Raw genomic sequence first — 26,271 nt, forward strand, 5'->3', positions numbered from 1 at the left:
GCCGTATCGAAATTTGCGCGGAACGGAGCGTGAACAGACCTCTTCCCGTCCACTGTGAAACAGGTTAGGATCGCCGCATGAGCACATTTGACGAAATGGACGCCTTTGAGGGCGCATCGCTGTCCGCCCGCGCCATGGCCGCGGGCTCCACACGCTATATGGACGGCCTCAACGCGGCCCAACGCGAGGCGGTGGAAACGCTGGACGGCCCGGTGCTGATGCTGGCGGGCGCGGGCACTGGCAAGACCAAGGCGCTGACCACCCGGATCGTGCATCTGTTGACCACCAACAGGGCGCGCACCAACGAGATCCTCGCGGTGACCTTCACCAACAAGGCCGCCCGCGAAATGAAGGAACGCGTGGGTCGCATGCTCGGCCAGCCCGCCGAGGGCATGCCATGGCTCGGCACCTTCCACTCGATCTGCGTCAAGCTGCTGCGCCGTCACGCGGAACTGGTGGGGTTGAAATCCAACTTTACCATTCTGGATACCGACGACCAGATCCGCCTGCTGAAACAGCTCATCTCTGCGGCAGGCATCGACGACAAGCGCTGGCCCGCGCGGATGCTGGCAAACATCATCGACGACTGGAAAAACCGCGCGCTGACGCCTGCCAAGGTGCCCGCAGGGGATGCGGCGGCCTATAATCATCGCGGCACCGAGTTTTACGATCAGTATCAGACCCGCCTCAAGGAGCTGAACGCAGTCGATTTTGGCGACCTGCTGCTGCACTGCGTTGAGATTTTCCAGAACAACCCGGACCTTCTGGCGCAATACCATCGCTGGTTCCGCTACATCCTTGTGGACGAATATCAGGATACCAACGTCGCCCAATACCTCTGGCTGCGGCTCTTGGCCTCGGGGCATAAAAACATTTGCTGCGTCGGCGATGACGACCAGTCGATCTACGGCTGGCGTGGCGCCGAGGTGGGCAATATCCTGCGGTTTGAAAAGGATTTCTCCGGCGCCAAGGTGATCCGGCTGGAGCAGAACTACCGCTCTACCAAACATATCCTCTCCGCCGCCTCCGGCGTTATTCGCGGCAATGAGGGCCGCTTGGGCAAGGAGCTCTGGACCGAAGCCGACGGCGGCGAAAAGGTCCGCCTGATCGGCCATTGGGACGGCGAGGAAGAGGCCCGCTGGATTGGCGAGGAAATCGAGGCCATGCAGCGCGGCACCCGTGGTATGCGCCAGTATGGCCTCAATGAAATGGCCATCCTCGTGCGCGCCTCGCATCAGATGCGCGCCTTTGAGGACCGGTTTCTGACCATTGGTCTGCCCTACCGCGTCATTGGCGGTCCGCGCTTTTACGAGCGGTTGGAAATCCGCGATGCCATGGCCTATTTCCGCGTGGTGATCTCGCCCGAGGATGATCTGGCCTTTGAGCGCATCGTCAACACGCCCAAACGCGGCCTTGGCGACAAGGCACAGCAGACCATTCAAATGGTGGCGCGCGAAAACGGCGTCTCCCTCGTTGAAGGCGCGCGTCTCGCGGTCGAGGAAGGTCTCATCAAGGGTAAGGGCGGGGCCGCCCTGCGCCGGCTCGTGGAAAACATCGCCCGCTGGGGGCAGATGACCCGCGCCGTGGTCCCGAATGACGGTGATGAGGATGCGGTTCTTGAGGGCGTGCAGAGCTTTGAGGAATTTCAGGCCCGCACAGAGGTCTCGCATGTTGAGCTGGCCGAGATCATCTTGGATGAAAGCGGCTACACCTCCATGTGGCAGGCGGACAAGAACCCCGACAGCCCCGGACGACTCGAGAACCTAAAGGAACTGGTCAAGGCGCTGGAAAACTTCGACAATCTGCAAGGGTTCCTCGAACACGTCAGCCTTGTGATGGACAATGACAAGCAAGACGCCGAGCAAAAAGTGTCGATCATGACGCTGCATGCCGCCAAGGGGCTGGAGTTTCCTGCGGTGTTCCTGCCGGGCTGGGAGGATGGGCTGTTTCCGTCGCAACGCTCGATGGATGAAAGCGGCCTCAAGGGCCTCGAAGAGGAACGCCGCCTGGCCTATGTGGGCATCACCCGCGCCGAGGAGGTGTGCACGATCTCCTTTGCGGGCAACCGGCGGGTGTTTGGCCAGTGGCAGTCGCAATTGCCCTCGCGTTTCATTGACGAGCTGCCCGAAGAGCATGTGGAGGTGCTGACACCTCCGGGCCTTTATGGTGGCGGCTATGGCGCGGCTGCGCCCTCTGCGGCAGAGCCCCCGGTGCGCTCCACCATCGAAGAGCGGATGAGCAATGCGGATGGGTATAATTCGCCCGGCTGGAAACGCATGCAGGCGCGCACGGCAGAGCGCGGCTATTCCAAGCCCCGCAAGAGCGACTCGCAGATTATTGATCTGACCGCCACCTCGAGCTTCACCATTGGCGAACGGGTGTTTCATCAGAAATTCGGCTACGGCGCCATCATCGGCATGGAAGGCGACAAGCTGGAGGTGGATTTCGAAAAAGCGGGCACCAAAAAAGTGGTCGCCCGGTTTGTCTCCGCCAGCGATGACATCCCGTTCTGAACGCATCACTGCAACATGAGGCGGTCGAATCGCCTAAGGCGATCCGATCCGGCCATCCCCCAGCCCAGATGCAACCAACCTTTCGGGTGAAATCAGCCGCATTATGACCCGTGTCGTGACCGCTGTCCGACAGCAATCTGATCGTCCATGTGCAGTGGAAATCGACAGGTATGTTCAGTGAGGACCGACATTCCTGAGCAATCACCGCCAGTGCTGACATTGGGGCGCGTGCGGCGAAGGTCTGTAGAGAGCTCTTAATGCTGGTCAACTCAGGTACCAGTTTTGCTGCGAGCCCTCTGCCATCGGGCAATATCCCCCAGAATTTCAATTATCTGGCTTCCGTCAGATGTCAGGGAGTACCGGGTGCCACCAGCCGAACGTTCAATAAGACGATCTTCCTCAAGTTCGCGCAACGCTCGGACAAGCACCCTTCGGTCCGCCACGGCGAGACGACCTTGGAGAGCTGGTATATCACTCTCAGCTTCCGAGAGCGCCATAAGAATAGATGCTTTCCACTGTCCTCGAATGGTTTGCATACCAACGGCAAGATCACACCATTGGTGCAGGTTCGCGCGATTTCGCTCTTGTGTCGTAGCGGGTGTACGAGACCCTCTGTCAAAATTGTCAGGCTTGTTCATGGGACCTTAGGGCTGGATACCGATCTCCCGTAATATGGAGATGAGAGTATGACTGAACAACTGTTTGTCGGATTTCACCATTTTGCCATGCGTACCCCAGATTTGCAGCGTTCGATCACGTTCTACGAAGCACTGGGTTTCCGGCAGGTGCATGAGTGGACACTGCCGGATTATGGGATTGATCGTGCCGTTATGATGCAAGCGGCCGACACTAAAAGCTGGATCGAGATTTTCGACCTGAAGGCAAGTATCCCGATGCAGGGCAGGGGCGCGAAAGTTGGCCAAGTTATCGTGACGGGCGCACTCGCGCATATTTGCCTGACGGTAAATGACTTGGAGAAAGCATGCGCGCGAATCGTCGAAGTTGGCGCTACGCATCTGCATGGCCCTGAAAATCTTGGACTTGGCCAACCTGAGGTGAGCGTACAAAACGCGATCTTTGAAGGCCCCGCTGGGGAAGTGATTGAACTACTGCAGCATGTTCGTTTTCCGAGTGATCTGCCGGGGTCAGCGTGAATGCGAAGGTCGGCTTCGTCCACATTGCCCCCAACCGTCTAAGCATATGTGTCCGCTTGCGGCAATTCGGAAGGTGTCAGCTAAACTGTTCAGCCTTGATGGAATTCGATGCCCATTGGATGCCTAAAGGTGTCGGCTTGCATGACCACCAGCAGCGTAACACAATCTGCCGCTAGAACGCAGCTGGTGCGGCACGGAATGATGTCTGAATAAACTCTGGGGAGATGGCGCGCGTGCAATGCGGGTTGGAAGGGGAGGCCCGTCAGACCCTGCGCAGCATCACAAGAGCACACTAGGAAACTTGCCTCCCCACAACAGGAAACGGCGGCGCCCAGGGAGGAGGAGAGGGCACCGCCGTTCTGTCAAACACCGGGTTAAAAGGGAGGAGGAAACCCGGTGTATCTGGTTCCGGCTCTCGCCGGTATTAGGTGCGGTGGCATCAGGGAGGAGGAGGATGCCACCGCGTAGGACAGGCCCTTAAGGGAGGAGGAGAAAGGACCTGATCTCGTTTGTTCTTTACTTAACCTCGCCGTACGCAGCTTCAAGAGCAATGCGCTTCAGCATGGAGCGGTTGAGACCCAGATCCGCCAGTTCGCGGTTGCTCAGCTCGCCCAGCTCGCTCAGCGTCTTGCGATAGACGCGATATTGCGCAAAGCGGGCACGAGCAGCCTCAATCATCCCGGTCACACCGCCGGTGGTGAAGGATTTGGGTGCATGGATCGTGTTCAGAATTGCCATCGTCTCGTCTCGCTTATGTGTCGTCCGGACCGTGTGCCCGACTGACTGTCTGTGTCTCTGTTGATCCTTAAGATAATGAAATGCTGCAAATGCACAATCCGGGGAATGGACAATTCTGCTATGCAGCAAGTGCATGGGTAGATACGATATTTTTCTACTTTTGCCCAATGGCTGAGCGACAATCTTTCAGATTGATGTATACACGGGCAATAAATGGTCGCCTGCGCGCCCATGCGGGCAATTTGACGCTTGGGCAGGCGGACACCGCATGCCTATATCTGTCACGGCCCCGAATTTGGCACAAAACAGGAGTTTCCCCCATGTCCGTCACCAAGGAAGAGATTCGCACCGCATTGGACCGTCTTGCGCTTCCGGGCGGGGGCACATTGGTGTCGCGCGACATGCTGCGCGCCCTCAGTATCGAGGGCGGTACGGTGAGATTCGTGATTGAGGCCCCCTCGCCAGAGATGGCCGTCCAGATGGAAACCCTGCGCCGTGCCGCGGAGGCCTGCGTGAAAGAACTGCCCGGCGTCGAGGAGGTCTCGGTGGTGCTGACCGCCCACGGCCCCGCGCCGCAAAAAGCCGCCCCCAGCCTTAAACTCGGCGGTCACCCCAAACCGCAGGCCGCGCCGATGAAACCCTCGGGCGTCGGGCGCATCCTCGCGGTGGCCTCGGGCAAAGGCGGCGTTGGCAAATCCACCGTCAGCGCCAATCTCGCGGTGGCGCTGGCCCGGCAGGGGCGCAAGGTCGGGCTCTTGGACGCTGATATCTACGGGCCGTCCCAGCCGCGCATGATGGGGGTCTCTGGCCGTCCGGCCAGCCCCGACGGCACCACCATCGAGCCGCTCCATGCCCATGGGGTCACGGTGATGTCGATTGGCTTTATGGTCGAGGAGCGCAAGGCCGTGGTCTGGCGCGGGCCGATGCTGATGGGGGCGCTGCAGCAGATGCTGGGGCAGGTGAACTGGGGCGAGCTGGATGTGTTGATCGTCGACCTGCCGCCGGGCACGGGCGATGTGCAACTCACGCTCTGCACCAAGGCCGAGCTGTCAGGCGCCATCGTGGTCTCCACCCCGCAGGATGTCGCCCTTCTGGATGCCCGCAAGGCGCTCGATATGTTCAACACGCTCAAAACCCCGGTGCTGGGGCTCATCGAGAATATGTCGTTCTTTACCTGCCCCGATTGCGGCGGCACCCATAATATCTTTGGCAACGGCGGCGTTGCGGCCGAAGCCAAGGACCTGGGCCTGCCGCTCCTTGGGGCCTTGCCGATTGATCTGGAGACCCGGTTGGCAGGCGACAACGGCACGCCTATCGCCGCTGGAGAGGGCGTCATGGCCGAGGCCTACGCGCGCATCGCCAAGGGGCTGGTCGAAGGCGGCATGGCCTAAATAGGGAGGAAAGGCGCGGATGGTGTTAAGGCGATTGTGGGCGAGGCTGGTGGCCAGTGATGCTGCGCGCGCTCTTAGCTCGTCAGATGTAGAAGGTTACAAACGCCTGCTCAATGAGGGCACACGCATAATCCAAGCGGCGTCACGGCCCGATCAGTTCGAGGCGACTTACTGCGCCCTACGCGACACCCTGTGGTCACCGCCGGATTGGGACTATGACGAGCAATATTATGCGAGCCGGACGCTCCGTCGCAAAAAGAACGTTAAAGCAGTTGAACAGATTCCGAGCTTGGCGGAGGTCTTTCTATTCCATCAGGACGGCTATGTACGCGAAGCGGCGCTCCAGCAACTGGATACACCACTAACCGCGCCTGCAAGCATCTACGCCCTGTTCTGGCGCACAAATGATTGGGTGCCTGAGGTACGCGAGGCGGCCCACGAGGCCCTGGCACGCGTACTGCCTCAGACCTCTGCAGACGTCATCGTCCCGGCCCTGAAGGCGGCCCTCCCACGGATCGCCAGTTGGGGGCGCTGGTCGCAGGCGGGGCCAGAAATGATCACGGCACTCGCCCAAAGAGACGACGTGGCCAGCGCCCTAGTTGATGATATCATTCAGTCCGAGGGCGCGGCCCTCACGGTCGTGTTTCGGGAACTGTGCAAAACCCCCAAGGTCGACCCCCAGCTTGAGCGGATCTTTCGCACAGCCCACCAACCGCATATCCGGGCGATGGCTCTTCAGACCTTATTGTCGGGCAAGGCCAGATGGCCTTTGCTTCAGCGCCGAAAGGTCTGGATCGACAAACCTTCGGGGCGCTCTCGTATGGAACTGCAATTCCAGAGCCGAGACATCACGGTCGATACCGACGTCCTCGGGCTGTTGCAAAGGGCTGTGACCGATCGCGCCAGTATCGTGCGCAAACATGCGCTCGATGGGATGATCGCTTTGCGCCATGATCGCGAGATGGCGCACACATTGGACGCGCTGGTCGCGGAACTTGAAGATGATCCCAACAGCGGCGTCCGGTCCCGCGTTGCGTTTTTTCAGCGCAAGCGACGAGAAGAAAACCCGTAACAGGTCCTCCGCCGTTGCACCCCCACCGCACGCTCTGCTCAGGGTGTTTTCACCCCGTTGCCCTATGCTGGCGGTGTCGCGACATATCACAGGAGACCGGCCCCCAGAGACCACCCCCTCATTGGGTGCAGGGCGGGTCCGATTGAGGCTCACAGGATCTGACCTTTCGGGGTCAGTCGATGCTCCGCCCCTATGGCGACGCCGTCATCCTTTAATAAGCGAAGCCGCGCCAAGGTTTCCCCCGCGCGGCTTTCATAGCTCAGATGTTAAACAGACGCTGCGGCTCAGGCCACAAGCGTCCCTTTGGCGTGGCTCAGCGCACCTTCAGCGTTGCCAGACCGATCATCGCGAGGATCAGCGAGATGATCCAGAAGCGGATCACGATCGTCGGCTCCGCCCAGCCTTTTTTCTCATAGTGGTGATGGATCGGCGCCATCAAAAACACCCGTTTGCCAGTGCGTTTGAAGTAGAGCACCTGAATGATCACCGACAGCGCTTCGACCACAAAAAGACCGCCGACAATAGCCAGCACCAGCTCGTGTTTGGTCGAGATCGCAATCGCCCCCAGCGCGCCACCCAAGGCCAGCGATCCGGTGTCGCCCATGAACACCGCCGCAGGCGGGGCGTTGTACCACAGGAACCCAAGCCCCCCGCCAAAGAGCGCAGAGGTGAAGATCAGGATTTCACCGGTGCCCGGCACGTAATGCACGTCGAGATATTCGGAAAAGTCAACGCGACCAACCGCATAGGCGATGATGCCAAGCGTTCCGGCCGCGATCATCACCGGCATAATGGCCAGCCCGTCCAGACCATCGGTCAGGTTCACCGCATTGGCCGCGCCCACGATCACGCAGATGCAGAACGGCACATAGAGATAGCCAAGGTTCAGCAAAACGTCCTTGAAAATCGGCATCGCCAATTGGTTTTGCAGCTCCGCCGGGTGGTTCCAGCTCGCCCAGAGCGCGGCGACGATTGCAATCAGGAAACCGAGCAGCAGACGCACCTTGCCGGGCACGCCTTTGGTGTTTTGTTTTGAAACCTTGGCATAATCATCGGCAAACCCGATGAGGCCAAACGACAGTGTTACAAACAGCACCAGCCACACAAACGGGTTGTCCCAGCGCGCCCAGACGAGGGTCGAAAACAGCAAGGCTCCGACAATCAGCAGCCCGCCCATAGTGGGGGTGCCGACCTTGGCAAGATGCGCCTCCGGGCCGTCATTGCGGATCGGCTGGCCCTTGCCTTGCCGCTTGCGCAGCACATTGATCAGGGGCTTGCCAAAGACAAAGCCAAAGATCAGCGCGGTCAGGAAGGCTCCGCCTGCGCGGAAGGTGATGTAGCGGAAGAGGTTAAAGAAATCCCCCCCGTCCGACAGTGCGGTCAACCAATAGAGCATTCCAGTGCGGTTCCTGTTTTAATGTGGTCTATCTTTACGATTCACGAAGGTGGGTTGCCTTGACCGATTTCCCGGATCGCGTCAACCACGCGCGCAACCGCCATCGACAGCGACCCTTTTGCCAGCACCGCATCGCCGCCGCTGATATGGGTGGGCAGGGCGGTGGCGGCCTCGGCCGAGGTCTCGACCCATATGCCACGCTTGGTCGCGGGCAGCGCGTCAAAGAGGTGTTTCATCAAGGGGCCGATGCAGTGGATCTGATCGATGCGATCCAGTGCCGGATGCGCGGCGAGGGCGGCGTGCAACGCGGCCTCTTGCGGGCCAAGCTCTTTCATATCGGCCAGATAGGCGATCCTGCGGCCCGTGGCTGGGGTGGCAGCCAGCACCGTCAGCGCTGCGGCCATCGAGGTCGGGTTGGCGTTATAGGCATCATCCAGCACCGTCACCGACCCCGAGGGCAGATCCACGGTGAACCGCGCGCCGCGCCCTTTAACCGGCGACCATCCCGCCAGCCCGGCCAGCGCCAGATCAAGATCGCCGCCAAGCGCCAACACCGATGCCAGCGCGCCGGTGGCGTTCATGGCAAAATGCGTGCCAAGCGATTGAATGTCGGCGGTGACGTCGCGCCCGGCCAGCGACAGATGCGCGCGGGTGATATCCCCGTCGAGCTCTGCGTCCTTGAGGCGATAGGCGTCGGCGCTCTGGCCAAACCAGCGGGTCTCGATGCCTGCGGCCTCTGCCACGGCGCGCAGCACCGGGGTTTCGTCCAGATCGGCGTTCAGCACGGCAACACCGCCCGGCTCCAGCCCTTCAATGATGGCGGCCTTTTCACGGGCGATCCCGGCCACATCCTCAAAGGCCTCAAGGTGCACGGCGGCCACGGTCGTCACCAGCGCCACATGCGGGCGGGCCTGACGCGACAGCGGCGCGATCTCGCCGGGGTGGTTCATGCCGAGCTCGATCACCGCGAATTCCGTATCCGCAGGCATTCGCGCCAGTGTCAGCGGCACGCCCCAGTGGTTGTTATAGCTGGCCACCGCCGCATGGGTGCGCCCTTGCGGCGCGAGCATCGCGGCGAGCATCTCCTTGGTGGAAGTCTTGCCCACCGATCCTGTCACCGCCACCACGCGGGCTTTGGTGCGAGCACGCCCCGCACGGCCCAAGGCCTCAAGCGCGGCCTGTACGTCATCGACCACCAAGAGGGGTGAACCTTCGGCGACGCCCTCGGGGATATGCGAGACCAGTGCGGCGCCTGCGCCCTTGGCCAGTGCCTGCGCGACAAAGTCATGCCCATCGCGCGCGGCCTTGAGCGCGACAAAGAGATCCCCGGGCGCAAGGGTGCGGGTATCGATCGAGATGCCGTCCACCGCCCAGTCGGAGGTCGCACGCCCCCCGGTGGCGGCAGCGGCATCTGCAGAGGTCCAGAGGCTCATACCATTCTCCCGTCCAGTGCGGCGACGGCCATGCTGGCCTGTTCGACATCGTCAAAGGGCAGCACATCGGTGCCGATGGTCTGGCCGCTCTCATGGCCCTTGCCGCAGATCAGGAGCGCATCACCCGGCTCCAGCATGTCGACACCGCGCAGGATTGCTTCGGCACGGTCGCCGACATTGAGCGCATCGGGCGCACCGCCCATCACGGCAGCGCGGATCGCGGCGGGATCTTCTGAACGGGGGTTGTCATCGGTGACGATGACCGCATCGGCGTTTTCATGCGCGGCCTGTCCCATCAACGGGCGCTTGGTCGCATCGCGGTCCCCACCTGCGCCGACGATGGCCACCAGACGTCCCAGCACATGCGGGCGCAATGCCTTGATCGCCGTCGCAACCGCATCGGGGGTGTGGGCATAGTCCACAAACACCGTAGCACCGTTTTCGCGCGTTGCCGCCAGTTCCATGCGGCCGCGAACCGTGCTGAGGTGGGGGAGGGTGTCAAAGACCTGCACCGGGTCTTCGCCGCTGGCAATCGCAAGCCCCGCCGCCACCAGCACGTTCTCCGCCTGAAAGCCGCCAATGAGGTTCAGCCGCTTGGCAAAGGGGCGGTCATGCCATGTGAACCGGATGTCCTGCCCGGTGGCATCAACCCGCATGCCCATCAGGGCAATATCGCCAAGTCCCCGGCCCACGGTGATAATCTCCTGACCGCGCGCGGCGGCAATGGCGCGCATCTCCGCACCTTTGGGATCGGTCATATTGATAACGGCCACGCCATCTTCGGACAGAACCCGGCGGAACAGACCTGCCTTGGCGGCAAAATAGGCCTCGAAGGTCTCGTGGTAGTCCAGATGGTCTTGGGTGAAGTTGGTAAACCCCGCCGCCGACAGTTGCACGCCGTCCAGACGTCGCTGGTCCAGCCCATGCGAGGAGGCTTCCATCGCCGCATGGGTCACACCGGCCTCGGCTGCCGCTGCAAGGGCACGATGCAGCGTGATCGGCTCGGGCGTGGTATGAGCGAGCGGGTGCGACCATGCGCCCTCAATGCCGGTGGTGCCAAGGTTCACCGCCTGATGGCCCAACTCGGTCCAGATCATGCGCAGGAAGGTCGACACCGAGGTCTTGCCATTGGTGCCCGTCACCGCCGCCATCACCGGCGGTTGCCCGCCGAACCACAGGGCCGCTGCCCCCGAAAGCGCCTGACGCGGGTCCTCTGCCACCACAAGTGCTGCGCCTGCGCGGGCGATTGCTTCGCCTGCGATCTCGGCCCCTGCTGTGTCAGTGAGAATCGCAACCGCGCCCTGATCGAGCACCTGATCGACGAATTTGGCACCATGCACCCGAGAGCCGGGAAGGGCCGCAAAAACAAAGCTCTGCTGCACCTCGCGGCTGTCCACCGCAAGCCCTGTGATTTGCGGGTCCATCCCCGCCCTTGCGGTCAGTCCCAACTGGCTGAGCTTTAGCGCTGGTCTTTCGGTCATGGCGTCCCCACCTGTTAATTTGAGGTGAGGGTTACACCAGTGACAGGGGCAGGTTCAATCTGCGGTCTGAGGCCAAGGAGCGGCGCGAGACGCGCAATCATCTCGCCGGCCACCGGGGCAGCCGTCCAACCCGCGGTGCGGCGGTCCTTGTCGAGGGCGATGATCTCCGGCTCGTCCAGCGTCACGATCAGCACATATTTGGGCTCATCGGTGGGGAAGACGGCGGCAAAGGTGGCGATCACCTTGTCTTTGTAATAGCCACCCATCGGCTTGGGCTTATCGGCAGAGCCGGTCTTGCCGCCGACGCTATAGCCGGACACATCCGCCATCGAGGCCGTGCCGCTGCTGACAACGCCGCGCAGCATATCGAGCGAGGCGCGCGCGACGTCTTCGCTGACGATGCGCTCGCCCATCTGAGGGCCGTTCTGTTTCAGGATCGTGGGCTGCACGAGACGCCCGCCATTGGCAAGCGCCGCATAGCCCGCCGCCAGATGCATTGGCGTGGTGGAAATACCGTGGCCATAAGAGATGGTCATGGTCGAAAGCTCCGACCAGTTCTTGGGCAGCAAAGGCTGGCCGCCAGAGGCTTCGACGATCTCAAACGGCGTTGCCTTGAGCATACCAAGACGGTCAAGGAAAGCGCGCTGGCGTTCGGTGCCGATCTGCTGGGCAAGGCGCGCGGTGCCGATGTTCGAGGATTTCTCGATAATGCGTGTCACCGACAACTCTTTGCCGTAGTTGCTGAAATCGCGGATGGAGAACTTGCCCCAGCGCAGCGGACCGCGAATGTCGATGATGGTGTCCGGATTGACCAACCCCAGCTCCATCGCTTGCGCCGCGGTAAAGATCTTGAAGGTGGAGCCCAGCTCATAGACCCCCTGAACCGCGCGGTTGAACAGCGGGCTTTCCGACGGATCAAAGCCAGAGGTGGGCGGGCGCGGGCGCTCGTTGGGATCAAAATCGGGCAGCGATGCAACCGAGATCACCTCGCCTGTGTAGACATCCATCAGGATCGAAGTCGCACCCTTGGCGTTCATCAGTTTCATGCCACCGTAAAGCACTTCTTCGGTGGCGTCCTGAATAGACAGATCAAGGCTCAGGGCCAGCGGCTTGCCGCCATTGGCAGGGTCGCGCAGGTAGTCGTCGAATTGCTTTTCCACACCTGCAACGCCGATCACCTCGGCGGCATTTACGCCTTCTTTGCCAAAGGAGGCCCCACCCAGCACATGGGAGGCCAGCTTGCCATTGGGATAAAGGCGCATCTCACGCGGGCCGAACATCAGGCCGGGGTCGCCAATATCATGCACCGCCTGCATCTGCTCTGGGCTGATTTTCTTTTTGATCCACAGGAACTTACGGCTTCCTGTGAAGTCCTTAACGAGGCGTTCGCGGTCCAGATCGGGGAAGATCGACACCAGCTTGTCGGCGGCATCCAGCGGATCGACCATTTGCGGTGGCTGCGCATAGAGCGAGAAGGTCTCAAAATTGGTGGCAAGGATGCGGCCCTCACGGTCCACAATATCGGCGCGCTGGTTGGCAATGGCGCTGCCCCCGACCGAGACGGGCTCAGCAGGTTCCGATGTGGCCATCACCGCCATACGCCCGCCAATCGCCACATAGGCGCAGACAAAGAACGCCGCGAGCACAAGCAGGCGGCCCTCCGCGCGGGTCCGGGCGCGGGCTTCCATGTCGCTGTGACGCTGGGCGATGTTTTCGCGCTCGATCAGGTCGGGGTTCTCGCCACGGGCGCGGGCGGGCAGAATACGGGCGAGGGGGCGCAGTGGCGTGCGGATCATTCGTCTGCTTCCTGTCCATAGGCCGACACTTCGACGCCCTCTTCAATCACCAGACCGGAGGGCGGGAAGGAGACCTCATCCACGCGGCCAAATTGCTCCGGGCGCAGGGGCAGAAGGCCGAGGCTTTCAAAATTCAGTTCCGCCAGATCACGCAGGCGGTCGGGACGGTTGAGATAAGCCCATTCCGCACGCAGCACGCTTAGACGTACCTGAGCAGAGGCAATCTCGCCCCGCAAAACGCGCGTTTCCTTCAGCACCTGCTGGGTGGCGTAATTCTCGCGGTAGGCCCAGAACGCCAGACCAAAGACCGCGAGGATCGTCATCATATAGGCAAGGGTTCTCATCAGCGCGTCTCTTTCAACTGCGGCATGCTCAGCTCTTTGGCGGTGATCTCCACCGGAGCGGCATCGGTGCGCCGCCCCACGCGCAACAGGGCCGAGCGCGAGCGCGGGTTTTGCGCCAGCTCGTCCTTGTCGGGGCCAACGGCCTTGCGGGTCACCAGCTCAAACTGGCTGGGCTGTTCTTCCATTGCGGGCGCAAAACGGTTGGCATTGCCGGTCTTATTGGCGCGGTGCTGGAAGAAGCGTTTGACCATGCGGTCCTCGACCGAATGGAAGGTCACAACCGCCAGCAGCCCGCCGGGTTTAAGCGCGCGTTCTGCGGCCAAGAGCCCGCCCATCAGTTCCTCATATTCGCCATTCACCGCGATGCGCAGCGCCTGAAAGCTGCGGGTGGCGGGGTGGGACTGGCCGGGTTTGGGACGTGGCAGGCAGCTCTCGATGATCTCGGCCAGACGCAGGGTGGTGGTGATCGGCTCCAGCGCGCGTTCCCGCACGATCGCCTTGGCAATCCGGCGCGAGGCGCGCTCTTCGCCAAAACTATAAAGGATATCAGCTAGTTGCACCTCGGTGAGCTCTGCCACCAGATCCGCGGCCGAGGGGCCATCTTGCGACATGCGCATATCCAGCGGGCCGTCCTTCATAAAGGAAAAACCGCGCTCCGCCAGATCCAGCTGCATCGACGACACCCCAAGGTCCAGCACCACGCCATCCAGATCAGAGGCGTATTCATCCATGCGCGAGAACACGCCCTGTTGCAGCACCAGGCGCGCGCCATACTCCGCCGCCCAATCCTGCGCCATCTCGAAGGCCAGCGGGTCACGGTCAACGCCAATGACCTGATCGGCACCCGCCGCCAAGAGGCCCTTGGTGTAGCCTCCGGCGCCGAAAGTGCCATCAAGCCAGCGGCCCGTGACCGGCGCCACCGCCTCCAGAAGCGGTTTCAGCAGGACAGGAACATGGGGACCGGAGGGAGCAGCGGTGCGGTCCGTCATGGGTTATGCGCCTCCGGCGCCGTCTAGGAATTCAAGGGGGTCGAAGTCTTCGGGCAGGTCTTCCATCATCTTCTCGGCTTCGGCCATCTCGACCTCTTCGTAGGTCTCGGGCTTCCAGATCTGGAAGGTGTCACCAGAGGCGATAAAGAAGGCCTCGCCATCGAGATCGATCTTTTGGCGCAGTTTTGCAGGCAGCACAAGGCGGCCCGTCTCGTCCACGGTGGTCGGCAGCGATTGACCGTTGAACATGCGCTCAAGAATCTTGCGGCCCTTGGAGCCACGGGGCAGGGCGGCGATCTTGGCGTCGACCTCTTCAATGGCTTCCATGGTGTAGCATTCAAGGTATTGGCGGCGCTGATCGCCGTAGACGATCACCAGTTCGGGGGCGTCACCGGGCTGCCAGTTCGGATCAGAGGCCTCAAGCACACGGCGAAAAGAGGCCGGGATAGACACCCGCCCCTTGCTGTCCACCTTATGGTGGCTCTCGCCTCTGAACCTGCGACCCAATGTGCCGCCCTTTCTCGCGTCCCGCGCTTTTCCCCGGTTCCTCCTGAACGCGGGGCCTGAAACTAAAAGGGGCGGGTTGATCCGCTGCCACTGATCAACCCGCCACCTTGACCCGCTGTGCGGGGTGTCCGACTGCGCGCGCCACCTGGGGGGATGTCTGCTCGCCCGCGCGCCGGATCTCTCTTTGTGATGAAAGCGAAGGCCTGTATGAAACCTGCCGTATTTTGACGTTGGGGTCGTTTTGTGCCCCGTGCTCTCCGTCTTCATCCGATGAATTAGGGATACTCTGGGAATGCATGGGACTGCAAGGGATTTTTGAGGATTTCTTGTAAGAATCGGTGCGTTGAGTCGCATCTTGCGGAGCTGTTCAAGGGCTCAAAAGAGGATTTTTGCAGGATGTGGGGTCATGGTCGCGCACCCACACCATATATATGCCTCATTGTTGCCGCGAAAAACTTCCCCTATTTTCCCGCATTTCTTTCTGTTGAAAGCAGGCAGGTGGATTTTGTTTCTCTTATGTTCTCATCTTTTGGCAGGATTGGGTGCAAAAAACCCTGAATCCCATGGTTTGATGTGATTCGTTTTCGCTGGGAGCTATGCTTGGACCATGGTTTCCCATACCGCCCATGATTTCCCATCAGCAGGGGTGCCGTGGTTTCCCATTGTGGCTGTTTGTAGCGTGACGGACTTTTTTGCTGTAGCGTGACGGACTTTTTTGCAGTGATTTACGGACTTTTTTACAGCAACCAGATTTTGGGCTGAAGTGGGATTGAAGGGGCGTTTAAGCGCGGTTTCATTCGATGTAGCGAAACCCCTGCACGGCGCGCAAGTGCCCCGCCATGCCACCCTTCAGCCCGACCTGCTTTCTTGCCCCGCCGTACAGAAGGCATGAGGTCTGCATCCACTGATCATGCGCGCGCAACCGGCGGCACAGGCCCGGATGCGATGTGTTGATCAGGGTGGGCATCGGGCGCTCAAACCGGTTGACGCCGCGCCGCCACAGGGCGGCAACCTCAGTGAGAAACCGCAGCCCAATCCCCAAGCCCTGCCACTCTGGCAAAACAACAAAGCGGCAGGCGCGCGCCTCGCGCAGGCCGGGGCGGGGCGTAACCGCCAGATGGGCCACATCCACCCCCTCGGCGCGGGCGAGATAGAAGCTCCCAGCGATCACATTATTGGTTTTCAGGTAGTGATGCGGCTCAAAGGTGGGCCAATGGGAGCCGTCGGTTTGGTGGATTTCGACCTCAAGGCTGGGGCATCGTCGAAGACGCCTCCATGCAAATTCGCCGCCGCGTCCGGTATCGATCACCCAATCCGGCTGCAGCCAGTCTTCCACGTCATCATGGCAGGCCACGGCCACAAACTGGCCCGGTCCGCGCCGCCACGCTTTGCCAAAGGCCCCGGCGGCGATGGTCGCCACGCGACGGTCAATGGCCGAGGTGAACTCATCCATCACAAAGAGACCGGGGCGCTCGCACAGGACGCGGGCAAGATCGGCGCGGAATTTCTCGCCGGTGGAGAGCGCCGCATAGGGCCGCAGCCATGAGGGCACAGAGCCAAGGCCCACAGCCGAGAGGGCAGCGGTCACCGCATCAAACGACCCGCCCGGCGTGATCTCGTCCACGATGGCCCCTTTGCCCGGCCAGCGGTTGGCGCATTTGAGGCGGCGCGCACCAAAGAGCGCACGGGCAATGGAACTCTTGCCAGATCCCGAGGGGCCTTTGATCAGGCCGATCTGCCAAGGGCGGTCCTTTAGCGGGGCTTCCAGTGAGATTTTGAAATCTGCGTCGCCTTCGACATTGAAGAGACTGGACACGCGCGCGGCCCGATAGGTGTTGGGCAAAGGCGAGCGGTGGTGAACCGTGATCTGGGTCATGTGTTCACCACCTTGCACTTGAGGCTTTCTGCGGTCAGCCGATCAAAGAGGGCGATCTGCGCCGCCTCATCTTTGACAATGACAATAACGCCGAACTGGCGCTTATAGCGGTTTCCCTTTGGTTTCCCGTGGGTATCAGCGGGAAGTGGGGGCAGGGGAATGTCTTTGGATTTGGGCACTTTGCCCGTCCTTTCCATCACGCTCTGGGCGTTCTGGTGAAGGGCTCAAGGGCCTCAATTCTAGGTGAGACCGGCACCGGGGGCACTTGATCGATAGCACCCCAGACAATGCGCCGGGTTCAAATTTGAATAGCAGTTTGCGGCATGCACCACAACGTTGCTCTTGTAGTTGCAACTGGAATCACTCCATGAAAGCGCCGTCCTCGAGGACAGGAGGCGGCCATGAAGCGTGAGCTGGTCGGCGGGGTCGCGTGTGAGAATGTTGGCCCCGTGCAGATTGGCGCTTGCGCCCGTCTGCCCTCCGCTACTGTGAAGCCTTTGAAGGGGCGTTTAAGCCCCCTCAAAGGCCCTTAAATCGCAGCGAGAATAAAGGCGAACAGCTCGTCATAGCGCACGCCTTGCCGGTCGTGGTACTCGGCCCCCTCCGGGGCTTCCTCGGCGCTGGCGAAGGTTTGCAGCTCTGTGCGGGCTTCAATGAGGGTCTCCAGTTCGCCGGTCTCCACTTGTTTTTTCACAAGCACGACCATTTCTTTTTCGACCTGCTGAACTTCGCCGGTCGGCTCACCTCGGGCATCCAGCACCGGCTCCTCAACTGTCACGGTGTGGGTGATCTCTTCCTCCACCTCTTCCATGATGGGCGCGGTCTCGGCGGGGATTTCGACCATTGCAGACCACCATTCATCCCAGCACAGAACGCCATAGCGCCACGGGTCCAGACCCTCGGCCTCAAAGGCGGCTGCGAGCTCTTGGGCAATGATACCGAAGTGCCAGCGGGCCGCGTCGCCTTTCTCGGCCACAGCGTCACGAATGCGGTATTTTTTTAGCAGGCTTTTTGCGACCACGGCCACACGGCGCTCGGCAGCATCCAAGTCCTGAATGTCGGTCTTGGTACACGCGTCGGACGTGTTGATTGTACCTGTTGCGGCGTAGACAACATCCCACCGATACGAGGGGAAACCACAGTTTTGTACACCGTCAGAACCCGGTCGAAACGTGCCATCAGGTGTTATGCGAGCCGCGTGCGTTCCCCCGGTATAGAAACTTACCCCGCCGTCAGTACCCGTGGAGCCTCTACCTTCCAGCAACAAGTCATATGACACAATTCCAACGGAACCAATAATGTCATCACGCTGCAATCTTATCCGGCTATCGTTGGCGCTTGATCCTCGAATGTGTAGGGCGTTTACCGGCGAAGTGGCCGCCTGACCAATGCCAAGGTAACTACCAATCGGCACGTTAAACTTTATGTCATCTTTGCCAATCTCTAGCGGGCGCGTGGCCTGAACCTCAATCAACAGCTTTGGGTTCGATGCGTTGGATGCCGGGTCAATTTTTGCGTAGAGGTGACCACCGGTGCTGTTGCCGCTCAGGGTATGCTTCACGCCGCTATCAGCGTCAGTAAGGTTCAGGTACGGGCCAGAGTTGCGAATTTCAATGTTGTCAGGCGTGACGCCCGCGCTGTTGACAATGATAGCCTTTTCCCAATCCGACCAACCGTAGGTCTGGGTCTTATGGCGTGCAAATATTTGTTGAGCTTCATGTCCTCTCGTCACAGCGATCTGCACGTAAGCATCGGCTGAGCGTACAAGGTGCTGTACGACAACAGGACCGGCTGGTGGGCTGTTTGCAATCCCAGCTTCCCCGCCACGCCAAAGGCCAGTTGTCGCTCCAATATCATTAAGATCGTTGTTCGGGGGAATTAACGCAACGCCGCCCAAACCAAACGCCCCCACTTTCATGAGTTTATCTTCAGTCGCATCTGAGAGGCTCGCCTGCACCGCAGCGCCTGAAGCCTTCCCGCCCTTCAAGCGCAATTGCCACTCATCGCCCGCCTTCAACCCCACCTCATTGGAGGACGGATTGCCCATGCCAGTGTCGCGGTCTGCGTCAAACACAATGTCGCCTGTAAACCGCCCCTGACCCACGGTGTTATAAAAACCCTGATAGTTGCCCAGAAGTTCCTGCAGTGCCGCTGCAAGGTCGAGGTTATGCGAGCCGGTGGGGAAGACCGCATATGCCTGTCCCGCTGCTGTAGAACCCTGATAAGGCGCCTTGAGCGTGATGGTGTCGGCGCTATCGACGGTCAGGATCTCATAGACCCGCCCGTCCGGGCCGACAAAGCCCCAGCCGTTTTGCATCGCGCCAAACCAATCGGTGCCCGCGCCGGTGACGGTGGCGTTGCCATTGGTCACAGTGACCGTGCCTGATGATACCCAAGCCATTATTGATTTTCCTCTTCAGGGACAGAAAGTTCGAAGTTTTCAGTTTGGTAAGGCCAGAGGCGGACACGCACCTGCACGGTGCTGCCAGCCGCAATGCCGGATTGTGCGAGCGAGAACTCGGTGACGGATACGGGCAAGTCGGAGCTGTTGATTTGCACCACGGCCTCTGCCGGGATTTCAGAGACGAATGCGCCGCTGATCGACAGGCTCATCTTGGGTCGCTCTTGCAGCACGCCGCCGGGCACATAGTGCGTGACGTCCGAGTGCTTGCCGTCGAGATAGCCGGTCTCGTCGTCGTCAACCGGCGTATAGGTCTCGGGCACATCCAGAGCGCGAAGGATTGCGCCGGTCTGTTTGGAGTAAACGGAAATCTCTTTGCTCATCGTTTGGTTTCCTCAACTTGCAGAAAGCGATTGAAGACATGCGCGGAGGCCGACATGCTTCCCGCCTTCAGGCGGGCATGCAGAGAGACCCGATGCGTTCCCTCACCCGGCGTGACTGTCATCATGATGGTTTTCAGGTCGGCGTAGAAAATCGGCGTCGGCACAATATGCGCAGATGCGGTGCCGTTGACTGAGATGTTGACCCATCCGCCGCCCTCACCGACATATGTGCTGCCGCGTGCAGTAAACCCTACTGGGTAGCTCTGCTGCTGCATGAAGATCCCGGCGCTGACCGTGAAGACACGCTGAGGCGCACCATTGACGCGCACCTCGATCTCTATGGCCGAGGCCCCATCGACCTGAATATTCGCCTGCAGCGACATGGTGTTGCCGGAGCACTCCACATTGTCGATTGCGAGCACTTCTTGGTAGCTTGAGGACAGGTAGAAATCGGACCCGGCAAAAGCCGCGAAATTGTTGGTAATCGCACCCTCTGCGATGTTGGCGGTGTGGATGTCCGCGCGCCCGATGATGGCCCTGCGGACATAGATGTCCTCCATGTAAACGCCGGGCGGGTAATAGATCTCGTCAATCGTGCGCCCCACGGTAAAGACCGAGAACGGCACGGTGAGGGATGATCCATCCGGCGCGGAAATCGTGAAGCTATCGGCGGCAAAGGCAACAGAGCTGCTGACCGCGCCATCGTCGCCCGCCTCCGCTGCGATCACCATGCCAGTGGCAACGCCATTCACGTTCACGCGCAGCATGTGCCGCCCTGAGATACCGTCGACACTCTCCGAGAGGGTTTGCACGGTTGCGGTGTTTTCACCGACCGTTGTGGTGAGCGTGTTCAGTGATGCGGCAAGGGCCTCGCCCTGAGACGCGCGGGCGAGGCTTTCCTGCTCGATGAGCGCCATCGCATTGTCGATAGACGCGCCAATCTGCACAGACCGGATCGCGAAGGCCTCGCGGTCCTCGGTCACTTTTGCCCGCAGATCCTCGGTCGCATAGGCGATGTCTTGGCGGATGCGTTCACCATCGGCGTGAGCCTGCAAGAGGCTTGCCAGCGTCTGCTCTGCGGCTTCCTCATCGGCGGCCAGAAGGTAGCGCGTGTCTGCGACGGTCTGGGTAAGCTGCGGCCCATCAAAGGCGCTGAGCACTTGTTCTGCGGTCTGAACGCGGCCCTGCAAGGTCTCTAGCTGCGTCTGTTCGGCCTTGAGGCTGATGGCCTGTTGCGCGGCATCCAGTTCGGTCTCGGCGGTGGAAAGGCGCGTGATCAGCCCATCGACAACGGTCTGCGTGGCCGTTTCCTTCAGGGTCCCATTGATCGCGTCCAGCTCCACCTCCACTTGGTTGACCTGCAATTGCAGATCCTCGACCAGCGGGAGCTGGCTTGGGTCCAGCAGCGCCTCTGTGATCTGACCGCGCACCCATGCTTGCGTGGCAGAAAGGGCGATACTGGCCTCAGCGGCGCTCAGGCGGATTTCAGCCTCGCTGATGCGCTCTGCCTCTTGCTCAAGCGCATAAATTCGCACCTTGCCGGTTTCTGGATCTGTCACGATCCCGGCGTCTGCGAACTTGCCATCCACCTCGGACAGTTGTGTCGTCACCCACAGCACCTGATCGCCAATCATGGCAACTGCCTCGGACACGGTGCGCTGTTCCGCGGTGCGCAGATCCACCTCGCGTTTCAGCGGCTGGATTTCATTGATGACCAGATCATCATCGAGGGCGGCGGCAACACTTGCGGCCTCATCCCCAACCGCGTCCCAGACGTCATCGTCCAGTGCCCCCGGATTGATCCGCACATCAGGCGTTGTGACGGGCAGCCACCCAGACCACTTGGTCTGCCGCGTGGGTGCGATGGCTTTGCCGCGTACTTCATAGTCAGCATTCGGCTGCACCGGGTGGTGGCGGTAGTTGCCCCCCGCGACATTGGTGGTGCTGACGGTATCGGCCTCGGCTTCAGGCCGCCCCTGCACGCGGATCTGGAAGGTCAGGCCGGTGCAGGTGTCAGATAGCCGACCGTCCCAGACAATGCGGATTGCGGGCGCATGGGCCTTGCCATCCGCTGCCGTGATGGTCTCACCGGCAACGGCCAAGCCGACAACGCCCGCGTCGGTCACCGGGATCGGGCCGGTCGGGTGCGGTGTCTCTGGCAGCTCCAGCGCCGGATCCGGGTCAAAGTCTGTCGGGTCGGTTTCGCGCAGCGAGAGGGAAACGTTCAGCGTCTGCAGGTCATAGGCCGCCTCGGTGATGCGGAAGGTCTTGGCGTCGTAGCCGTAGTCCTGAAGGCTCAAATGCACATTCTGCAGCGGACGCAGGCGGGCGTATTCACCGGGCAGGGGCAGGCGGTGGGTCCGAAACCGGCGGTTTTCCCGCAAGAGCGCATCGGTGAGCTGGCGCGCTTGTTCGGCGATGTAGACCATCGGCAGGTTCAGCTCGAAGAGCTTCTGGCGGCCATCCTCTGCGACCCACTCGTCTTTGACGATGGTTTCCAGCGTGGAGGCCTCCCACAAAGAGGCCGGGCTGGTGTAGGTCGTGGTGACCGCGTTAAAGGTGTTTTCAAGGCCGGGAAAAGGGTCGTGCTGCCACGCCTGCGAGATCAGAACATCATCATCGGAAATCGTGGCCGAGGCGGCGGTGGCGCTGCCGACAATCGGATACCAATAGCCGCCGGTCTCGACGATCTGGGCATTCGCGGCGGAAAACAACTCTTCCAGAAAGTCGGCGGGGGCCTCTTCAAACTTGACTTCAAACCCGGCTTCAAACTGCGCGCGGCCAACCCCTTCAATGCCAATATCGCAGGCGTCCATGGCCTCGGCCCACTCGGTATAGGGCAGGTCTTCAGCCGGAAACCCGCCGCCCCAGATATCGCCACTCGGTAGGGCGATGCCGCGCAGGACATTGTAGGCAATGACCAGGGGATTGGCGGTCTGATCCCAGCTTGCCGGATCATTGAAACGGTGCGATCCGTTGCCGCCCACGGTGCTGTCTTTGCGGATGTCATAGAGCGGCGGGCCATCCAGCTCAAAGGCGTATCTGGGCACGCCGCTGGGGTAAAGATGATCGCGCCGATAGAAGTAAAGCACCGCATAGCAAGTGCCGGTCAGGATGTGGTCGGGGGTCCATGGCCGGTCGGCAGCGCCGCCGCGCCAGTTCACCAGATGACTATGCGCGGTGGTATTGCGCTGAGGTCTCTGCACTGCTCATCTGACTTAGATCAAAGACGAAACAGGGCCTTGCTGCGCATGAGCATATGCAAACGCGCGTCACATTAAATATGAGGTTTCGAAATGCTTCGCTTGGCCCTGATCTTGCACATCTTTATCGGCTCCACGCTGGGTGGCAGCGCCGTCATTGCCGCGCTGGTGATGGGGTATTCCACGATCTGGACGATCCTGATCGCGGCTGTGGTGGGCTTTGTGCTGGCGGTGCCAGTCAGTGCGATCGTTGCGCGCAAGCTTTATGGCGGGTGAGCCGGGGCAGCGGCGCGCTGTGATGGTCGTGACGTCAGAGCGCGTTTTGCACGTTTTGGGCCGTGCCTGAAATCGCCTCTCCGGCTTTTTGCAGGTCACGGCCTGCGCCTTTGGTGGTCTCACAGGCGGCAAGGCCGAAGATCACAAGGGTCAGGAGCAGAGGGCGGATCATGGGCGGGTCTCCATCGCGGTGCGGTGCCGCGAGAGGGCGGCGTCTGATCTGATGAAAATTCCCGATGTTTTCGAAAATGGCAAGAGCGAAGACAAGGCGGCGCGCGCTGCATTCTGTGCAATTGCAGCATAAATTTGTCGCTTCTTTATCGCCCTTAGGTTGCGTTGACGCGGTATTATACCGGTGGTGAGCGGGGGATTCGTTGCATTGCAAGATGGCGAATTTTCGCTTGGCTGCCCTTGGGGAGGGGCGTTGCACTTGTTTGCGTGAAGGCCAGCCCCAAATCAAAAGACAACTGTTTGCGAGGAGAGACGATGGATTTCAATGTTCAGAAGAAATGTCTCGAAACCCGGCTGAGCGCACTCTCGGCCGGAATGCTCGCGGGGCAGGGGTTATCGGCCCTTGCGCGTGCGAGTGAGGCGCAGATTGCCGGGCGGGGAAGCAGAGCTTCGACGTTGGCGGGGCGGGAAATGCGGGCGATTTTGACCGCATTGGACCGTCTGAAGGCCGGGGAATACGGCTATTGTCGGATTTGTGGCGCCGATATCGCGCCGGAGCAACTGCGGGCGCATCCCGAAATACCCTTTTGCGAATCCTGCTCCGCCTGAGGCGGCAGGACGAGCACCAAAATTGAGGCGGAGCCTGGCGTGAGGCGAAGGCATCATGCCGGGCTATGTGTTCATAAGGTGCATTTCACAACACAGAAGGTCTCAATCTTTCGGGGATATATCGGGGTCGGGCAGGGCCACGATTTGAAAGCGGGCGCATGTGGCAATGGGCGCGCGATTTCACCGCGACGACAGCAGAGTGCGGGCAACAGGTTCGTTAAACCTTAGCCATTGTGCATCGGGGCCGTTGCCGCGCAGGTGGTGATGTGGCAAAACCCATGCGAATGCCTGACCATATGAGTTTAGCAGATGACTGATTTCTCCGACCGCCGCCGCATGATGGTAGACACCCAGATCCGCCCGGCGGATGTGACCAAATACCCGATCATCGAAGCCCTGCTTGCCATTCCGCGCGAAAACTTCGTGCCGGATTCGCAAAGCGAGGTTGCCTATGCAGACCAATCGGTGCCCCTGAGCGACGGGCGCGTGGTGCCTGAGCCGCGCACCTTGGCAAAAATGCTGGATGCGCTGGATGTGCGGCAGGATGAGCTGGTGCTGGATGTGGCCTGCGGGCTTGGATACTCCACCGCTGTGGTAGCGCGGCTGGCACAGATGGTGATCGGGGTCGAGGAAGACGAAAGCCTCGCCGCTGAGGCGCAAGAGACCCTCAGCAACAGCAGCGCCGACAATGCCATCGTGCATCAAGGAGTGCTGACCGAGGGGGCCGCCGAGCATGGTCCCTATGATGTGATCCTCATTGAAGGCGGCGTCGAAGAGGTGCCGGATGAGCTTTTGGCGCAACTCAAAGACGGCGGACGTATCGCGGCGTTGTTCATGAGTGGCGCGTTGGGCGAAGTTAAGGTAGGATATAAGAGTGCCGGTCGCGTGTCTTGGCGCTTTGAATTTAATGCGGGGGCACCCGTGTTGCCCGGCTTTGCCAAGCCGGAAGTCTTTTCGCTCTGACGCAGGCCATCCTGTCGCGCTCCTGTCTTTTCGGTCAGATAAGCAAGATAGGCTCTTTTCAAATAGATGTGACGTTCACATATGTTTGGCGCAAACGAGATTGATAACGGGGCAAAAAACCCCACAAGACATCGAGGCGACAGGATGCAACGAATACTGAAAACAAAGCGGATCAGGGCTTTTGCTGCTATCGGCGTCCTTGCCACCGCCGTGGTGAGCGCACCGCAGGCACGGGCAGACAATGTGACCGATGCAATGATCGGCGCCTATACCAGCAGTGGCCTTTTGGAACAAAACCGCGCGCTTTTGCGGGTTGCGGATGAAGGGGTTGCGGCCACGGTTGCCAAGTTGCGCCCCGTGGTGACCGCGACGCTCGGGATTGCGCGGGACTATAACCGCACCGGACTTGGCGCATTGGGCGCAAGCTCCAACCACAACACCGGCGCGACGCTTCGGGTGGGTATGGAGTGGCTGCTGTTTGATAACGGGGCCACCCAGCTTGATCGGGCGGCGGCGCAGGAAACCGTGCTGGCGACCCGTCAGACCCTGCTGGATGTGGAGCAGCAAGTGCTGTTCGCGGCGGTGCAGTCTTATGTCAACGTCTTGACCCAACAAGATATTGTGGCGCTACGCCAGAACAACCTGCGTCTGCTGCAAGAAGAGCTGCGCGCGGCCAATGACCGTTTTGAGGTGGGGGAAGTGACCCGCACCGACGTGGCGCTTGCTGAAAGCCAAGTGGCAGAGGCGCGCGCCAATCTGACGGATGCGCGCGGCGCATTGCTGACCGCCCGTGCCACCTATGAAGAAGTCGTGGGACGCGCGCCGGGCGCGGTGGCCTCTTATCCGCCATTGCCGCGTCGTGCCGCCAGCCTGTCTGATGCGCAGGCGCGGGCGCTGCGCAGTCACCCGAGCCTGCGGGCACAGCAGCATTCGGTGAAAGCGGCGCAGCTGACGGCTGACAGTTCCTTGCGCGACATGGGGCCGAATGTGAAGTTCACGGCGAGCGCGTCTCATGGTGAGGTGCGCGGCACTGACGGAACCTCTGACAACTTTGATCTGGGCCTTTCGCTGAACCAGACCCTTTATGCGGGCGGCGGGCTGGCTGCCGCGCGGCGCGCCGATCTGGCGCGTGTGGATGCAGAGCGCGGCTCGCTCCTTTCGGTCCAGCGCAGCATTTCCAGCAATGCCGCAAGTGCCTATACCGCGTTTGACACGGCGGCGGCGAGCCTTGTGTCCTCTAATGAGCGGGTGCGTGCGGCGCAGGTGGCTTTTGACGGGATCCGCGAGGAAGCCACGCTGGGGTCGCGCACCACGCTGGACGTGTTGCAAGCCGAGCAGGAGCTTTTGGATGCGCAGACCGCCCGTTTGTCGGCGCGCGCCAATCAGGCCCTGGCGGCCTATCAGTTGCTGCAGGCGCAGGGGCTGTTGACCGCAGAGAACCTGAACCTGGCTGTGGAACGCTATGACCCTGAGATCTATCACAATCAGGTCCGGTCCGCCCCGGCCTTCGTGACCAAACGCGGGCAGGATTTGGACCGTGTTCTCAAGGCTCTGAGAAAGAACTGAAAATCTGAC

At 60.9% G+C, this 26,271-nt stretch carries 24 protein-coding genes; 8 read left to right on the plus strand and 16 right to left on the minus strand.

The features are described 5' to 3' along the window. The first annotated feature begins 77 nt into the window (after positions 1-77). Positions 78-2,513: an ATP-dependent helicase gene (locus UB90_RS17370; protein ID WP_065325683.1), complete on the plus strand. Its 2,436-nt coding sequence runs from the start codon at positions 78-80 to the stop codon at positions 2,511-2,513. Positions 2,514-2,782: 269 nt separating this feature from the next. On the opposite strand, the gene UB90_RS23320 is transcribed toward UB90_RS17370, so the two are convergent. Next, positions 2,783-3,151 carry a winged helix-turn-helix transcriptional regulator gene (locus UB90_RS23320; RefSeq protein ID WP_081285615.1) on the minus strand — a complete coding sequence of 123 codons (369 nt, stop codon included), beginning with the start codon at positions 3,149-3,151 and terminating at the stop codon, positions 2,783-2,785. A gap of 48 nt (positions 3,152-3,199) precedes the next feature. Between UB90_RS23320 and UB90_RS17380 the strand changes: the two genes are divergently transcribed. Then, on the plus strand, positions 3,200-3,667 hold the full coding sequence (locus tag UB90_RS17380) for a VOC family protein (protein WP_009176553.1): 468 nt from the start codon (positions 3,200-3,202) through the stop codon (positions 3,665-3,667). Positions 3,668-4,183: 516 nt separating this feature from the next. Here the strand turns inward: UB90_RS17380 and UB90_RS17385 are convergent. After that, a complete protein-coding gene (locus tag UB90_RS17385; protein ID WP_005653679.1) occupies positions 4,184-4,405 on the minus strand; it encodes a DUF1127 domain-containing protein in 222 nt (73 codons plus the stop codon). A 320-nt stretch (positions 4,406-4,725) separates the two neighbouring features. On the opposite strand from UB90_RS17385, the gene UB90_RS17390 reads away from it, so the two are divergent. Both UB90_RS17390 and UB90_RS17395 read left to right on the plus strand, forming a co-directional pair. Further along, on the plus strand, positions 4,726-5,796 hold the full coding sequence (locus tag UB90_RS17390; protein ID WP_065325685.1) for an Mrp/NBP35 family ATP-binding protein: 1,071 nt from the start codon (positions 4,726-4,728) through the stop codon (positions 5,794-5,796). 49 nt (positions 5,797-5,845) lie between these two features. Then, positions 5,846-6,868 carry a hypothetical protein gene (locus tag UB90_RS17395; protein ID WP_227512100.1) on the plus strand — a complete coding sequence of 341 codons (1,023 nt, stop codon included), beginning with the start codon at positions 5,846-5,848 and terminating at the stop codon, positions 6,866-6,868. Positions 6,869-7,181: 313 nt separating this feature from the next. Here the strand turns inward: UB90_RS17395 and mraY are convergent, their stop codons facing one another. The 13 genes from mraY to UB90_RS17455 form a co-directional block, all read right to left on the minus strand. Then, positions 7,182-8,264: a phospho-N-acetylmuramoyl-pentapeptide-transferase gene (mraY, locus tag UB90_RS17400; protein ID WP_005639991.1), complete on the minus strand. Its 1,083-nt coding sequence runs from the start codon at positions 8,262-8,264 to the stop codon at positions 7,182-7,184. A gap of 41 nt (positions 8,265-8,305) precedes the next feature. Beyond that, a complete protein-coding gene (locus UB90_RS17405) occupies positions 8,306-9,697 on the minus strand; it encodes a UDP-N-acetylmuramoyl-tripeptide--D-alanyl-D-alanine ligase (RefSeq protein WP_009176415.1) in 1,392 nt (463 codons plus the stop codon). Beyond that, complete coding sequence (locus UB90_RS17410) at positions 9,694-11,178, minus strand: UDP-N-acetylmuramoyl-L-alanyl-D-glutamate--2,6-diaminopimelate ligase (protein ID WP_065325687.1); 1,485 nt, start codon at positions 11,176-11,178, stop codon at positions 9,694-9,696. Before UB90_RS17410 ends, UB90_RS17405 begins: the two co-directional genes overlap by 4 nt. Positions 11,179-11,192: 14 nt before the next feature. Further along, the gene (locus UB90_RS17415; protein WP_065322715.1) at positions 11,193-12,974 is read right to left on the minus strand and encodes a peptidoglycan D,D-transpeptidase FtsI family protein; all 1,782 of its coding nucleotides are present in this window, start codon (positions 12,972-12,974) and stop codon (positions 11,193-11,195) included. Beyond that, the gene (ftsL, locus tag UB90_RS17420; RefSeq protein ID WP_039982713.1) at positions 12,971-13,318 is read right to left on the minus strand and encodes a cell division protein FtsL; all 348 of its coding nucleotides are present in this window, start codon (positions 13,316-13,318) and stop codon (positions 12,971-12,973) included. Before ftsL ends, UB90_RS17415 begins: the two co-directional genes overlap by 4 nt. After that, positions 13,318-14,307, minus strand: coding sequence for a 16S rRNA (cytosine(1402)-N(4))-methyltransferase RsmH (rsmH, locus tag UB90_RS17425; protein ID WP_065325688.1), 990 nt, complete (start codon positions 14,305-14,307; stop codon positions 13,318-13,320). Before rsmH ends, ftsL begins: the two co-directional genes overlap by 1 nt. A 3-nt stretch (positions 14,308-14,310) precedes the next feature. Continuing rightward, positions 14,311-14,814, minus strand: coding sequence for a division/cell wall cluster transcriptional repressor MraZ (gene mraZ, locus UB90_RS17430; RefSeq protein WP_074712538.1), 504 nt, complete (start codon positions 14,812-14,814; stop codon positions 14,311-14,313). Positions 14,815-15,607: 793 nt separating this feature from the next. Further along, positions 15,608-16,690 carry an ABC transporter ATP-binding protein gene (locus tag UB90_RS17435; RefSeq protein WP_065325689.1) on the minus strand — a complete coding sequence of 361 codons (1,083 nt, stop codon included), beginning with the start codon at positions 16,688-16,690 and terminating at the stop codon, positions 15,608-15,610. Next, positions 16,687-16,869 carry a hypothetical protein gene (locus UB90_RS17440; RefSeq protein WP_065325758.1) on the minus strand — a complete coding sequence of 61 codons (183 nt, stop codon included), beginning with the start codon at positions 16,867-16,869 and terminating at the stop codon, positions 16,687-16,689. Before UB90_RS17440 ends, UB90_RS17435 begins: the two co-directional genes overlap by 4 nt. Then, positions 16,826-17,044 carry a Com family DNA-binding transcriptional regulator gene (locus tag UB90_RS23325; RefSeq protein WP_074712540.1) on the minus strand — a complete coding sequence of 73 codons (219 nt, stop codon included), beginning with the start codon at positions 17,042-17,044 and terminating at the stop codon, positions 16,826-16,828. The genes UB90_RS17440 and UB90_RS23325 overlap by 44 nt, the downstream gene beginning before the upstream one ends. A gap of 175 nt (positions 17,045-17,219) precedes the next feature. Then, positions 17,220-19,091: a tail fiber domain-containing protein gene (locus tag UB90_RS17445; RefSeq protein ID WP_065325690.1), complete on the minus strand. Its 1,872-nt coding sequence runs from the start codon at positions 19,089-19,091 to the stop codon at positions 17,220-17,222. Further along, positions 19,091-19,474: a hypothetical protein gene (locus UB90_RS17450; protein ID WP_065325691.1), complete on the minus strand. Its 384-nt coding sequence runs from the start codon at positions 19,472-19,474 to the stop codon at positions 19,091-19,093. Before UB90_RS17450 ends, UB90_RS17445 begins: the two co-directional genes overlap by 1 nt. After that, positions 19,471-22,680 (minus strand): DUF1983 domain-containing protein, encoded by a 3,210-nt coding sequence (locus UB90_RS17455; RefSeq protein ID WP_131818791.1) that lies wholly within the window; start codon positions 22,678-22,680, stop codon positions 19,471-19,473. The genes UB90_RS17450 and UB90_RS17455 overlap by 4 nt, the downstream gene beginning before the upstream one ends. Before the next feature lie 90 nt (positions 22,681-22,770). Between UB90_RS17455 and UB90_RS17460 the strand changes: the two genes are divergently transcribed. Continuing rightward, positions 22,771-22,953, plus strand: coding sequence for a hypothetical protein (locus tag UB90_RS17460; RefSeq protein ID WP_005650801.1), 183 nt, complete (start codon positions 22,771-22,773; stop codon positions 22,951-22,953). Between the two features lie 34 nt (positions 22,954-22,987). Here UB90_RS17460 and UB90_RS22590 read toward each other — a convergent pair whose 3' ends face one another. Further along, complete coding sequence (locus UB90_RS22590; RefSeq protein WP_009176605.1) at positions 22,988-23,125, minus strand: entericidin A/B family lipoprotein; 138 nt, start codon at positions 23,123-23,125, stop codon at positions 22,988-22,990. 314 nt (positions 23,126-23,439) lie between these two features. Between UB90_RS22590 and UB90_RS17465 the strand changes: the two genes are divergently transcribed. The 3 genes from UB90_RS17465 (at position 23,440) to UB90_RS17475 (ending at position 26,262) form a co-directional block, all read left to right on the plus strand. Beyond that, complete coding sequence (locus UB90_RS17465) at positions 23,440-23,733, plus strand: TraR/DksA family transcriptional regulator (protein ID WP_065325693.1); 294 nt, start codon at positions 23,440-23,442, stop codon at positions 23,731-23,733. 309 nt (positions 23,734-24,042) lie between these two features. Further along, positions 24,043-24,696: a protein-L-isoaspartate O-methyltransferase family protein gene (locus tag UB90_RS17470; protein ID WP_065325694.1), complete on the plus strand. Its 654-nt coding sequence runs from the start codon at positions 24,043-24,045 to the stop codon at positions 24,694-24,696. A 144-nt stretch (positions 24,697-24,840) separates the two neighbouring features. Next, entirely contained in the window at positions 24,841-26,262 is a 1,422-nt protein-coding gene (locus tag UB90_RS17475) for a TolC family outer membrane protein (protein ID WP_065325759.1), read from the plus strand. Positions 26,263-26,271 lie beyond the last annotated feature (9 nt).

It is taken from the genome of Tritonibacter mobilis, from assembly GCF_001681715.1.
Taxonomy (GTDB): Bacteria; Pseudomonadota; Alphaproteobacteria; order Rhodobacterales; family Rhodobacteraceae; genus Epibacterium; species Epibacterium mobile.